Origin of the sequence: Chryseobacterium sp. YIM B08800 (assembly GCF_026163565.1) — a bacterium.
Classification (GTDB): domain Bacteria; phylum Bacteroidota; class Bacteroidia; order Flavobacteriales; family Weeksellaceae; genus Chryseobacterium.
This window is the reverse complement of sequence record NZ_JAPDKN010000019.1, coordinates 40,422-53,858: the sequence shown is the minus strand read 5'-3', so window position 1 is coordinate 53,858 and position 13,437 is coordinate 40,422. Positions and strand designations below refer to the sequence as shown.

At 33.7% G+C, this 13,437-nt stretch carries 14 protein-coding genes; 12 read left to right on the top strand and 2 right to left on the bottom strand.

Going from position 1 to position 13,437, the window contains the following annotated elements; all coding sequences use genetic code 11:
* The first annotated feature begins 108 nt into the window (after nt 1–108).
* From OEW74_RS08880 to OEW74_RS08855, 6 genes are all read left to right on the top strand, one after another.
* The gene (locus OEW74_RS08880; protein ID WP_265428126.1) at nt 109–2,100 is read left to right on the top strand and encodes a KUP/HAK/KT family potassium transporter; all 1,992 of its coding nucleotides are present in this window, start codon (nt 109–111) and stop codon (nt 2,098–2,100) included.
* A gap of 75 nt (nt 2,101–2,175) precedes the next feature.
* Nucleotides 2,176–2,649 (top strand): Fur family transcriptional regulator, encoded by a 474-nt coding sequence (locus OEW74_RS08875; RefSeq protein WP_047399628.1) that lies wholly within the window; start codon nt 2,176–2,178, stop codon nt 2,647–2,649.
* A gap of 3 nt (nt 2,650–2,652) precedes the next feature.
* Nucleotides 2,653–4,398 (top strand): OstA-like protein, encoded by a 1,746-nt coding sequence (locus OEW74_RS08870; RefSeq protein WP_265428125.1) that lies wholly within the window; start codon nt 2,653–2,655, stop codon nt 4,396–4,398.
* A 311-nt stretch (nt 4,399–4,709) separates the two neighbouring features.
* A complete protein-coding gene (locus OEW74_RS08865; protein ID WP_265428208.1) occupies nt 4,710–5,885 on the top strand; it encodes an aspartate aminotransferase family protein in 1,176 nt (391 codons plus the stop codon).
* A 191-nt stretch (nt 5,886–6,076) separates the two neighbouring features.
* Nucleotides 6,077–6,463 (top strand): START-like domain-containing protein, encoded by a 387-nt coding sequence (locus OEW74_RS08860; RefSeq protein ID WP_066675814.1) that lies wholly within the window; start codon nt 6,077–6,079, stop codon nt 6,461–6,463.
* An 81-nt stretch (nt 6,464–6,544) separates the two neighbouring features.
* Nucleotides 6,545–7,354: an aminotransferase class IV gene (locus tag OEW74_RS08855; protein ID WP_265428124.1), complete on the top strand. Its 810-nt coding sequence runs from the start codon at nt 6,545–6,547 to the stop codon at nt 7,352–7,354.
* A gap of 229 nt (nt 7,355–7,583) precedes the next feature.
* Here OEW74_RS08855 and OEW74_RS08850 read toward each other — a convergent pair whose 3' ends face one another.
* Nucleotides 7,584–8,132: a YqgE/AlgH family protein gene (locus OEW74_RS08850; protein WP_265428123.1), complete on the bottom strand. Its 549-nt coding sequence runs from the start codon at nt 8,130–8,132 to the stop codon at nt 7,584–7,586.
* A 24-nt stretch (nt 8,133–8,156) separates the two neighbouring features.
* On the opposite strand from OEW74_RS08850, the gene pdxH reads away from it, so the two are divergent.
* Nucleotides 8,157–8,798, top strand: coding sequence for a pyridoxamine 5'-phosphate oxidase (pdxH, locus tag OEW74_RS08845; protein ID WP_265428122.1), 642 nt, complete (start codon nt 8,157–8,159; stop codon nt 8,796–8,798).
* A gap of 78 nt (nt 8,799–8,876) precedes the next feature.
* On the opposite strand, the gene OEW74_RS08840 is transcribed toward pdxH, so the two are convergent.
* A complete protein-coding gene (locus tag OEW74_RS08840; RefSeq protein WP_265428121.1) occupies nt 8,877–9,185 on the bottom strand; it encodes an HU family DNA-binding protein in 309 nt (102 codons plus the stop codon).
* Between the two features lie 399 nt (nt 9,186–9,584).
* On the opposite strand from OEW74_RS08840, the gene panD reads away from it, so the two are divergent.
* The 5 genes from panD to OEW74_RS08815 all read left to right on the top strand — a co-directional run bounded on the left by panD (nt 9,585) and on the right by OEW74_RS08815 (nt 13,370).
* Nucleotides 9,585–9,935 (top strand): aspartate 1-decarboxylase, encoded by a 351-nt coding sequence (gene panD, locus OEW74_RS08835; RefSeq protein ID WP_066679682.1) that lies wholly within the window; start codon nt 9,585–9,587, stop codon nt 9,933–9,935.
* Nucleotides 9,936–9,938: 3 nt separating this feature from the next.
* On the top strand, nt 9,939–10,952 hold the full coding sequence (locus tag OEW74_RS08830) for a lysylphosphatidylglycerol synthase transmembrane domain-containing protein (RefSeq protein WP_265428120.1): 1,014 nt from the start codon (nt 9,939–9,941) through the stop codon (nt 10,950–10,952).
* Between the two features lie 173 nt (nt 10,953–11,125).
* Entirely contained in the window at nt 11,126–11,701 is a 576-nt protein-coding gene (locus OEW74_RS08825; RefSeq protein WP_265428119.1) for a TerD family protein, read from the top strand.
* A gap of 176 nt (nt 11,702–11,877) precedes the next feature.
* The gene (locus OEW74_RS08820; RefSeq protein ID WP_265428118.1) at nt 11,878–12,543 is read left to right on the top strand and encodes a TerD family protein; all 666 of its coding nucleotides are present in this window, start codon (nt 11,878–11,880) and stop codon (nt 12,541–12,543) included.
* A 188-nt stretch (nt 12,544–12,731) separates the two neighbouring features.
* On the top strand, nt 12,732–13,370 hold the full coding sequence (locus OEW74_RS08815) for a vWA domain-containing protein (protein ID WP_265428117.1): 639 nt from the start codon (nt 12,732–12,734) through the stop codon (nt 13,368–13,370).
* Nucleotides 13,371–13,437: the final 67 nt, after the last annotated feature.

The following is a 13,437-nucleotide window of genomic DNA, read 5'->3' as shown; positions in this document are numbered from 1 at the left end:
GAAAAAAACTTCCGAAAGGAAGTTTTTTCATTTATACAATGCATGACTAATGTGACGGTGGCTGATAAATTTAATATAAATTTGCGCTTTTAAAAATAATAAGCTGACATGGCAGAAGTTACAGAAGGAGGTCATCATTTCGACCTTAAGAAGCTTTCATTTGTGGGAGTAATTGTTTCTCTCGGAATTGTTTTCGGAGATATCGGTACATCACCACTTTACGTAATGAAAGCAATTGTCAATGCAAGGAAAGATGGCTCTACAATGCCTTTCGATGCTTACATTGAAGGTGCACTTTCTTGTATTATCTGGACTTTAACACTTCAGACAACCCTTAAATATGTAATTATCGCTCTAAAAGCTGATAACCGCGGTGAAGGTGGAATTTTAGCATTATATTCTTTAGTTAAAAAGCTAAAAAAGAAATGGCTTTACGTCGTCGCCATCATCGGAGCATCAACCTTGGTTGCAGATAGCGTGATTACCCCTTCTCTTACTGTAATGTCTGCAATTGAAGGGCTTAAAATTTACAATCCCGAAACACCTGTTGTTTTCATTACCTTATTTATTCTCTTCATTGTTTTTGTCGTACAGCAATTCGGAACTGCTTCTATCGGAAAATTCTTCGGGCCTATTATGGTAACCTGGTTTTTAGTTTTAGGAGGTTTTGGATTAATGCATATTTCTGATCATATTGAAATTTTAAAAGCATTCAATCCGATGTATGCCTATAACCTGATTACCCATTCACCAAGCGCAATTGTAATTATGGGTGCTGTGTTTTTATGTACAACTGGAGCTGAAGCTTTATATTCAGATTTAGGACATTGTGGAGCAAAAAACATCCGTGTAAGCTGGTTTTTTGTTAAATTAATGTTGATTTTGAATTATTTAGGACAAGGAGCTTGGTTGTTAGATAACTATGAAAAAGTTTTCACGGGAGTCAATCCTTTCTTCGGAATTATGCCGGAATGGGCTGTTTTACCGGGAGTAATTTTGGCAACTTTAGCGGCAATTATTGCAAGTCAGGCGGTAATTACAGGTTCGTTTACGATGTTTTCTGAGGCAATGTCAATTTCATTCTGGCCGAATCAGCATATCGAATATCCTTCGGGAGTAAAAGGACAGATGTATATCCCAAGAATCAATTGGGGATTGATGTTTTTCTGTTTCATCGTCGTTGTTTTCTTCCAGAAATCAGAACACATGGAAGCAGCGTATGGTTTAACAATTACCATCACAATGTTGATGACCACAATCTTATTGACATATTGGCTGAGCCGTACAAGACTTAATAAAGTATTTCTTTTTGGTTTTGTAGCTATTTATCTTTTCCTCGAATCTGGATTCTTCTATGCGAATGTGATTAAGTTCTTCGATGGCGGTTGGTTAACGATGGTTCTTGGAGGTTTCATTGCGGTTTGTATGTACGCTTGGTATAACGGAAGATTATTAAAAGCCAATTTCACAAGCTATGTGAAGATCGACAAATATGTTTCTATCATCAAAGACATGAAATTGGATGAAACAATTCCAAAATATTGTACCAATCTTGCGTATCTGAGTCGTGCAAAACGAAATGATGAAATAGAATCGAAAATTATTTATTCTATCATTAAAAAACAACCGAAAAGAGCTGATCATTATTTTATTCTGAGCATTGTCAATCAGGAAGATCCTTATACTTTTAAATACAGTGTGGATGAGATTTTGCCTGGAACAATCTATAAAATCAATTTCCTTTTAGGATTTAAAGTAGATCGCAGAATCAATGACTATTTCAATATGGTTTTAAAGGATTTAATGGCAGACGGAACGATTCCTTCACGAAGCAGCCATCCTTCTTTGAGAGCGCACAATGTTCCGCCAGATTTGAAGTATGTAATCATAGATAACACCTATATCAACGATATTCTTTTAACGGTAAAACAAAAAATAACGTTAAATATTTATAATTTTGTTAAATATATCGGTAGTGATGACTTCAAATCTTGGGGCGTTACTTCACACAATGTTGTTGTAGAATCGGCACCATTAACGGAAGAAACGATCTCAAGCAGTAAGATTCAACAGGCAGAATTTAGAAGATCTAATTTTTAATACTTGCATTACAGAGCTTAAATACATGATATTGATTTAAATAAAAATCAATAAATTTGTAAGATAAATTTTTTAATGGATACTTTACAAAAAGAAAAAAATATAGCTTTAATAAAAGACGTTTTACGAAATTATTTACTTGAAAAAGGTTTTCGTAACACGCCTGAACGATACACGATCTTAGAAGAGATCTATAATATGGATCATCACTTTAATGTAGATGATCTGTATCTTCTGATGATGCAGAAAAAATATCATGTTTCTAAAGCTACGATTTATAACACCATCGAGATTTTCCTTGATGCAGGCTTAATTCGTAAGCACCAGTTTGGTGAAAAAACATTAACTTCATCTTCTTACGAGAAATCTTATTTTGATAAACAGCACGATCATTTGGTGATTTACAAAAAAGATTCAGACAAAGAGATTGAAGAAATCATCGAGTTCTGTGATCCTAGAATTCAAGGGATTAAAGAAGCAATAGAAGGAGCTTTTGGCGTAAAAATTGATTCTCATTCGCTGTATTTTTATGGCACTAAGAATGATTAATCAATGAGACTGGTTCTTTTTCTATTCCTATTTATTTCCTCGTTTACTTTGGCTCAGGTTACACCGAAACCTGCGCAGCGAGATCCTTATTTACAAAATCCTGTAAAAAATCAGCCACAGAAAAGTAAGCCTACACAAAAGGTGAAAATTATTCATGCTGATGAAATTATTAAAGATCCTGCTAAGTATGATGGGAATCAATATTTAAAAGGAAATGTTGTCATCGAACATCAAGGTTCGATTCTTTCAGCAGATGAAGTAATTAGGTATGAAGAGGAAAATTTTATCAAAGCTATTGGTAATGTAAAACTTCAGAATAGCGATGGTTCTGTTATTACTTCCAGTGAAATGGAGTACGACGGAAACACTCAAAAAGGTGTTGCCCGAAAAAACGTGGTCTTAACTGATCCTAAAGGAACGATTATTAAAACTGAAACCATGTATTATGACAGGGTTTCTAATCAGGCTTATTTTAATACAGGTGGAACCATCAATGACGGGAAAAGTACAACGTATGCAAAAACGGCTACTTATTTTCTGTCGACCCGTACAATTGATCTTACAGGAAGAGTGAAAATTGTAGATAAAGATTATACTTTGGAAGGTGATAATGTAGTTCAGAATCAGAATACCAATATCGTTACCATCAACGGTTATACCGTAATTACCAATAATAAAAACCCGAAGAACAGGATTATTACCGATAAAGGAACGCATAATATGAATACCAAAGAGTCTTTTCTTACGAAAAACTCGAGGATTTACTATAATGACAAGATTCTTACCGGAGACGAAATGTATTATAATCAGCTCACTGGTTTCGGGAAGGCTACAGGAAATGTTACGCTTGATGATCCTTTAGAGAAAAGATACATTAAAGGTGGCTATGGTGAAATTTACGAAAAGAAAGATTCGTCGATGATGACCAAAGAGCCTTATGCTGTAAAGATTTTTGAAAAAGATTCGCTTTACTTTTCGTCCGAAAAAATCCTGTCTTATCAAAAACCGGATACTGCAGACATTACCAAAAAGAAAAGTTACTTGAGAGCTTTCAGAAAAGCAAGAATTTATAAATCAAACGCACAGGGAAGAGCAGATTCTATCGCTTTCAACGAAACAGATGGAATTATGCACATGTACACCAATCCTATTTTATGGAGCGGTGAAAAACAGGTAACCGGTGATAAAGTAGAAGCTTATTTTAATACTAAAACTGAAAATATCGACTCTTTAAAAGTGATAGGAAACGGTTTTGCGATTGCTAAAGTAGATTCATTAAATCTGTTAGATGAATTTCATCAGGTGAAAGGAAAGTTGATGACGGTGTACTACGAAGGTCCGGATATCAAAGAAATTAAAGTAATTGGAAATGCAGAAGCAATTACGTATGCCGATGAATTTAATAAGAAAACAAAGGTTAATGATAGGATTGGGGTTACCGTGTCAATATGCGGAATTATCAGTGCCTTGTTTGAGCAACGACAAGTACAGATTATTTCATGCAGTATCGGAGCTGCAGCAAAAACGTATCCGATGAGCCAGATTTCTCCGGAGCAGAAAAAATTTGAAGATTTCAATTGGAATACCAAAGACCGAATACGGAAATGGCAGGATATTCTCGTCGACTCACCAAATTATGAAGAGATAAAATACGAACCCAACGATGCTCTTTACAATAAAGTACAGGAAGCAGCGGAAAAAGAAAGAGCTAAAGAAGAAGCTAAAAAACCTAAAAGGGTAAGAAAATAATAAATGAAAGACCAGTTGTATAGCTGGTCTTTTTTCTTTGTAAATATTTGCTTGATTTGTAGAGCCTTGTCAAGATTTTAATTCATACGCATTAACTTATAAAATGATGCGCATGATTTATCCAATTCATGCGCATCATTTGCCAAACTCATGCGCATAAATCAAAACCGACTAATACATGTATCTTCAAAACGTCCGTGTTTTTTATATTTCCCAAAGTTTTATTTCTGTTTAGCTTTATTATTGGATTTTAAATTTCTCCTTTTAATGAATGTTTTTTAGCTTTGCCTAAAATTTTTCATATAATGGAAATGCAAAACGATTTTTTTAAATATCAGGCTCAAACGACGCAATTTGCAGCGGGTTTTGAAGTGGAAAAAGCAGAAGGAAGCTATATTTTTGGAAAAGACGGAAGAAAATATCTCGATTTCGTAGCGGGAGTTTCTGCCAATACTTTGGGGCATTCGCATCCAAAAGTAGTTAATGCGATTAAAGAACAGGCTGACAAATATCTTCATGTGATGGTGTATGGCGAATATGCTCAGGAAAAACCTGTCGAATTATGTCGATTATTGGCCGAAGCCACTCCAGATCCTTTGGAAATTACTTATTTGGTCAACAGCGGTGCAGAAGCAATTGACGGAAGCTTAAAACTGGCAAAGAGATATACCGGAAGAGAAGAAATTGTTTCTTTCAAAAACTCTTATCACGGCAATACACATGGTGCATTAAGTGTTTCAGGGCATGAAGGACACAAAAGAGAATTCCGTCCTTTGTTACCGATGGTTTCTTTTATTGAGTTTAATAATGAAAATGATTTTGATAAGATTACAGAAAAAACAGCTTGCGTAATTCTAGAAACCATTCAGGGAGCAGCTGGATTTTTAGTTCCAAATAATGATTATTTAATTAAACTAAAAAAGAGATGTGAAGAAGTCGGAGCTTTATTGATTCTTGATGAAATCCAACCGGGTTTTGGTAGAACAGGAAAACTCTTTTCTTTTGAGCATTTCGGTATTGTTCCTGATATTTTGGTCATGGGAAAAGGAATGGGAGGTGGAGTTCCTGTAGGAGCTTTTATGAGTTCTAAAAAGATTATGGAAACACTTTCTCACTCTCCGAAATTAGGACACATCACAACTTTTGGTGGAAATCCTTTAATTGCTGCAGCTTCTCACGCTACTTTAAAAGAAGTTTTAGAAAGTGGTTTAATGAATGAAGTGGATGAAAAAGAAAAACTGTACAGAGAACTTTTGGTTCATCCTAAAATAAAAAATATAAACGGCAAAGGCTTGATGCTTGCGGTAAATCTTGGAACTCCGGAATTTACACTCAATGTTGCTAAAAAATGTATGGAAAAAGGTCTTATTGTTTTCTGGCAGTTATACCGAAATGAATACCTCAGAATTTCTCCACCTTTAACAATTTCTAAAGAAGAAATTACAGAAGGATGTAAGATTATTCTTGATGTTTTAAATGAAGAATAACGAATATAAAGCTGTGCGCAGAAGGTTACTTTTCCATAAGTTTTCTTAGTGCAGTTTTATTTCGATATAGACTATTAAACTTCGTTTTGAAGCAATAAGAATATTTCTGACAAAAATCATAAAAATTTAAATATAATTTTGCGTAATGAAAAAATTAATTTATATATTGCGTGACGTTAAAAATAAGTTATATGGCGAAACATAAAGTCCATTACGAATTCCCAATGCACTGTCTTTCAGAGATTTTGTATGAATATTTGGCAACTGCTGAGGGATTGTCTGAATGGTTTGCAGATGAGGTAGTAGAGAAAGGTGATGATTTCTTTTTCAGTTGGGGTGGAGGTCCTGCTGAAAAGGCGACTTTAATCAGATATAAGCCTGAAGGTTTCGTACGTTACAGATGGGAAGAAGACGAAGGAACGAAAAATTTCTTCGAAATGACCATTACAATTGATGATATTACAGAAGATCTAGCTTTAAATATTACAGATTTTTGTGAGGAAGGTGATGAAGAGGAAAACGCAATGTATTGGGAAAACCTTATCGAAAACCTTAGAATAAAATTAGGTGCTGCTTAATTTTTAAGTAGGACTGTTTTAAATGAACAAAACTGATGAACGATTTATCGTTCATTATTTTTTTTATAAAAGAATTAAATTTTGAAAAATACCTATTTTACATCTGAAGAACTTGAATTGAAAAACCGTGCATTTCTTTCGGGAGATGCTGTGAAAGTTTCTTTTTTTATTAGAAATTCAAAATTAATCATGGATGAAGAATGCTATTTCTTTTTAATGGCTTCCATGAGAAAAATGAGAATGAATATTCCTCTTACTTATACGCTGGAGTTTTTTCAGAATCTTTTTAATACGGAAGTGATTGAAGGAGAGGGTGTTCAAAACGGAATTATCAATTTCTTGGTATTCAGAAATTCAGACGGAGCTATTTTATCTAAATCAACGGTTTCTTATTATTTTGAAGTTGATGAAATGGATGATGTACTTTCTATTCATCAAAGACCTTTAGAATTAGATTTAATTAAAGAAATCAATGTAAATAATAATCTTTTAAGTAACATCAGAGTTCATTGCCCTGAAAATATTTATGGCGGAATTTACGCCCAGGAAAATGACTTAGATGATGTGATCTTATTAAATCCAAACAAACGAATTGCCCGCGCTACAACAGGAAATCTTCTTTTCTTGGAAGGAGATGTTATCAAGATACCAAAACAGTCGGAAGGAGCTTATATTTCGCCTTTATTGGAGAACTTTGTGACCTTTTTGCATAAAAATAATCTTGCCGATACTCAGGAGCATGAAATTATTGCTTTTGAATCTCAGAAAGCGGAAGAAATTTTATTGATTTCTGATGAAAAAGGAATCTTTTCTGTAAAGAAAATTAGAAATAAAACTTTTGAAAGCACTCGTTTTACCGAATTGGTAGAAAGCTGGAGAAATAGTTTCTAAAATTGACAAACCCGGTAAACAACATTAAAGTCCTTTACCGGGTTTTATTCTGATTGAGATCAGAAACTGTATTTTATTCTGGTAAAGCTTCAATTAGTAAACAAACATGTTTTACCGCTTTCATAGTACTTGTTTTTATGTTATCAAAGAACGTGAAAAGTATTCTAAAAATTATACAATAAAAGCTTAAAAAATTGTTAAAATTTATCGCTTCCATGTGAAGTAATGATTAGTTTAACGAAATGTCTTCCGGTGCGTTTGCCCACAAAAGGTATTCACCACCAAGATTCTGCATAATAGATTTCCACAAAGTATTGTCATTGGGAAGGGTATAATCAAGATTATAAACATCTACAACGGTCCAGACTTTCTGCAAAACTTCATTTTCAAGCTGTGATGGAGACCATCCTGAATATCCTGAAAAGATTTTTACATCCTGAATACTGATTTCATTCTGCAAAACGGCATTGATGATAAGTTCAATATCTTCTGTAAGATAATACTCATCATTAATTTCTGTAAAATTCTCAGTTACTTTTTTTCCTTTAATAATAAAGAAGACTTTGTCATTTTCTACCGGACCGCCATCGTAAACTTCAATCTCAAAATCAAAGAAGTTTTTGAAGCGATTACTCATTTTACTATTTTTCTTATTCAGTATCAAACCGAATGCTCCACTTTCGGAGTGGTCTATAATCAGCACGACCGATCTTGAAAAAATATCGCCGGAAATATCGGGTGTGGAAATTAATATTTTACCTTTGTATGAGTAATTCATACTCAAATTTAATAAAAATTATTTATGGAAAACCTCCACGATAAAAGAAAAATCTACGAAAAATCTCAACTTATTGAAACTGAGATTAAAGAGAATCCTATTGAGCAATTCAGAGATTGGTTCTTAGATGCTTCTGAAAATCCTACCGTTTCTGAGGCCAATGCAATGGCGGTTTCTACGCTGGAAGAAGATGGTTGTCCGCGTACGAGAATGGTTTTACTGAAAGAATACACTTACGAAGGTTTTGTTTTTTATACCAACTACGACAGCCGCAAAGGAAAGGCTATCGAAAAAACGCATAAAGCCTGTCTTCATTTTTTTTGGCCGGGCTTAGAAAGACAAATTATCATCAAAACAGATCTTGAAAAAATTGCACCGAATTTAAGTGATGGTTATTTTCACTCAAGACCGAAAGGAAGCCAGCTTGGTGCAGCGGTTTCGCCTCAAAGTCAGGAAATTCCCAGCAGAATGTTTTTAGAAGAAAAATTAAAAGTCTTAGAGCAGGAATATGAAAATAAAGAAATCCCAAGACCTGAAAACTGGGGTGGTTATTTGGCAAAACCTTACGAAATAGAATTTTGGCAGGGAAGACCCAATAGATTGCATGACAGAATTATCTATACATTAGAAGATCTCGATTGGAAGATTTCTCGATTGGCGCCTTAGTTTTTAATATAACAAGTTTATTTAGCAATAAAAAAAACCCCATCAGATGATGAGGTTTTCTTTTTTATAATCAGAAGATTATTTTTTCTTTTTACCAGCAGGAGTGTTTGCTGTAGCAACAGCAGCAGATAAATCTGCACCCGCTTTAAATTTAGCAACTGTTTTTGCTTCAATGTTAATTGGTTTTTTAGTTGCAGGGTTGATACCTTGTCGTGCAGCTCTTTCAGATACTGAGAAAGTACCGAAACCTACTAAAGACACTTTTCCTTCTTTTGTCTTTAGTGTAGTAGTTACATTAGAAATAAATGATTCTAATGCAGCTTTTGCAGCAACTTTAGTGATACCTGCGTCTTTTGCGATTGCGTCGATTAATTCAGACTTGTTCATAATTTTTAATATTAAAAGTTAGTTAGTTATAAAAGCAAATTTAAAACAATTTTCAAATTGTGCAAATTTTTTGTAAAAACTTATTGATTTTTTTTACAATTTATTAAAATCAATTAAAATTTGATAATTTAGGTTTTTACGAAAAATCTACGTTTCGTGGTACTAAAATCGTGCCAACTACTTATGTATATTGACTTTGCTACATTTATGTTATTTGGTTTTTGATTTATTAAATTCCTAATTTGGTATCAAGTATTGATTTTTTTATTGATATACTTGTTAAGTTTGTAATATAATTGTTGATATTTTGGTTTTGATTAAAATAATTGTCTCAATATATGGTAGTTGTAATTTTCATTTTAAACTGATTTTATTAAATATTATTAATAAATTTGCACCATGTTAATAGAAGTATTCAAATCTAAAATTCACAGGGTAAGAGTTACGGCTTCAGACCTTAATTATATTGGAAGTATTACCATTGACGAAGATCTTATCGAAGCTGCAGGTTTGGTAGTGGGAGAAAGGGTTTATATCGTCAATGTCAACAACGGAGAACGTTTTGATACCTATGTGATCAAAGGAAAAAGAAAATCAGGAGAAGTTTGCTTAAACGGCCCTGCTGCAAGAAAGGTGCAGCGTGATGACATTATTATTATCATTGCTTATGCGCAGATGACGCCGGAAGAAGCTCAGGAGTTTCAGCCGAAAATTGTTTTCCCGGACGAAAAGACCAATCTTCTTACCTAAAATATGGAGAAAAAATCTAATAAAACTTTAAAATCTTTTTTAACCATAGTAATTTCGCTTGCTTTTGCAGGCTTTTTTTTGTGGTTAGCGCTCAGAGGATTAGACTTTAAAGTAATTCAGAAATCTTTAGCGAAAGCCAATTACCTTTGGGTAGCTTTTGCTGCCGTATTTGCACTTTTAGCGTATTGGTTCAGAGCTATTCGTTGGAATTTATTGTTGGAACCGATGGGACATAAAATCTCAAGTTCAAATGCGCTTTGGTCTTTATCTTTTGGTTATTTAATGAATTTGACTATTCCTAGAAGTGGGGAAGTGGCAAGAGCAACTGCTTTATATGGTGTGGAAAAAGTTCCTGTAGATAAATCTTTTGGAACAATTATTCTGGAAAGAGTAGTCGATTTGATTTGTATGTTAGGATTTTTAGGATTGACCCTAATCTTTAAATATGAAGCAATACTGGCTTTTTATAAAAATTCGGGGATCAATATTAATCCAAATAAAATACTTTTAGTTGTTGGAGGATTAGCTGTTGCAGGCGTTTTATTTTTTGTTTTTAAAAATAAATTTGTTAATGTTCCTGTTCTGGGTAAAATTATTGGTTTTATTGATGGTATTATTCAAGGTCTTACCTCAATTTTCAAACTGAAAGAAAAAGGAAAGTTCATTATATATACAATAGGAATTTGGGTTTCTTATTACTTTGCAGCGTATTTGGTATGTTTTGCATTGCCCGAAACCTCAGATTTTACTTTTGCTGACGGATTTTTCATCATTGTTGTAGGAACTTTAGGAATGATAATTCCTGCAAGTGGTGGAATTGGAGCTTTTAATTTAGCAATGAAATACGGCTTTATGGCTTTATTCCTTGCAATGGGCAAAAGTGCTGAGTTGGGTGGTGAAATGGGCTTGACGTATTCATTTATTTCGCTTCCGTTACAGATTGTCGTTATGTTGGTGATGGGATTGATTTCTATTCCGATGTTGGCAAAAGCACGTAATAATATAATAGAAGAATAATTTTAAATTTAATTTTAAAATATAGAAATCCTGTTTCATTTGAAGCAGGATTTTTTTTGCTTAATTTTTTTTTCAAATATTAAAAAAACTTTAAAACTGTATGACTTTTTATCATTAATTTGGTTAATTCAAAAATCAAATCTATCTTAAGGGAAAAATTATATTTAGATATTATGGCTATTAATTTACAGAAAGGACAAAAAATAGAATTAGGGCTTACGAAAATGACAATCGGTTTAGGTTGGGATCCAAATGAAGGAACAGGTCATGCATTCGATTTAGATGCTTCAGCAATTATGATTGATGCCGACAGAAAATTGGTCGGTGATGAGTATTTTGTTTTTTATAACAACTTAAATTCTCCAGACGGAGCTTTACAACATACAGGAGATGATCCCGATGGAAAAAGCAGTGACGGAGATGATGACGAAGCGATTATCATTGATCTTGAAAAAGTAGATTCAAGAGTAGAAGAAATTCTGTTTGTGGTAACGATTGAAGATTTCGAGAGAAGAAAGCAAAACTTTGGAATGGTAAGAAACTCTTACATTAGAATTGTAGATAACAATAGTCATCAGGAAATTGCAAAATATGAACTTGATGAAGATTTTTCTATTGAAACAGGGGTAGAATTCGGGCGTCTTTACAAAAGAAACGGAAGCTGGAAATTTGAAGCTTCAGGGATTGGTTACAGAGCAGATCTTGGGTTCTTTTTAGAGAAATACTATAAAGGTCAAATCATCAAATAAAAAAACATAATTTAATAGCGTAATCAAAGACTTTTGATCTTTGCTGAGTAGAACGCCTTTGCGTACTTAAAAACAGTTAGTAGTGAAAAAAATCTTTGCAAACTTTGCGTTAAAATAAATACTACAAAAAAAGAAACCACAATAAACTTTAAAACAACACAAAAACGATATTAAAAATGGCAATTAATTTACAGAAAGGTCAAACTATTGATTTAAGAAAAAACGACCGTGGAGAAAGTGTTTATGATCTGTCTCAGGTAACCATCGGTTTAGGATGGGATGTTCGTAAACAAGGTGGTTTTTTCGGGAAAATGTTCAGCAAAGAAGCAGAGTATGATTTAGATGCAGTTGCATTTCTTCTTGATGGAAACGGAAAAGTTGCCAATTTAGGAAGAACCGTTCAAACGAATGACGGAAGACAAATGGGACTTTACCAGGGAGATGTTATCTATTTCAACTCGATGCAGCATCCAAGCGGTAAAATCTGGTTAACAGGAGATAACAGAACAGGAGCTGGAGACGGAGATGATGAGCAAATTATTGTGAAATTAGATCAGCTTGATGAGCGTTATCAGAAAATTGTTTTTTTGGTGACAATTTACATGGGTAGAAAAAACAATCAGCATTTCGGGATGATTGATAATGCATTTATCCGCGCGGTTGATGCAAGAGGAAAAGAAATTACAAAATACAGTCTTTCCGGTGATGCAAGTATGAACGGAATGTGTTCTATGGTTTTTGCAGAAGCTTACAGACATAATGGCGACTGGAAATTCCGTGCATTAGGAGAGCCAAATCATACCGATAGTTTTGTAGATATTCTTAAAAACTATTCTTATTAATCAAATTTAAACAATTCTATTTTAACGTATTTTATTTGCGGACTTTGCTGAGTAGAACGCCTTTGCTTACTTAAAAATATTCAGCAATTTTTTTTTAAAAACTTTGCGCGCTTTGCGTTAAAAATAGAATTATCAATAAGTTTCATTAAAAGTAATTTTCTTTTAATGAAATTTTAAAGTTTAGCAAAATGAACAGAAGATTATTAGCGTATTTTCTGCTGGATACTTCCGGCTCAATGAATGGAGAACCAATTCATGCACTGAATAATGGTTTCAACGGATTGATTAGTGCGCTTCGTTCAGATCCGCAAGCGATGGATACACTGCATTTAAGTGTCACCACTTTTGACCGTGAAGTGAAAAATATTATTCCGATGGTTGATTTGGCGAGTTTTCATCCGATGGAAATTACGTGTCCCGATAGTGGTCCTACTCATACAGGAGCTGCTTTGGAACTGGTTTCTGCACTGCTTCAGGTTGATTTAATAAAAGGTTCGTCAGAAGTAAAAGGCGACTGGAAACCTCTTCTTTTTATTTTTACAGACGGAAAACCTTCCGATATTCAAAAATACAGACAGATGATTCCGGTAATCAAAAATATGGATTTTGGGGTGATTGTAGGTTGTGCTGCTGGTCCAAAAGCTGATGAAAGTTTCCTGAAAGAATTAACAGATAATGTCGTAAAACTCGATACAACCGATGCTGCAACATTATCTTCATTTTTCAAATGGGTAAGTTCATCCATCACAATGGGCGGGAAATCTCAGGGAACAGGCGAAAGTATCAGTCTTCCACCACCACCATCAGAACTGAATATTATTATTTAAAATCTGTTTAAAAAATTATTAATAATTGAACCATTAAGATGATTTAAGAAGTCAACTTTCATTAAGA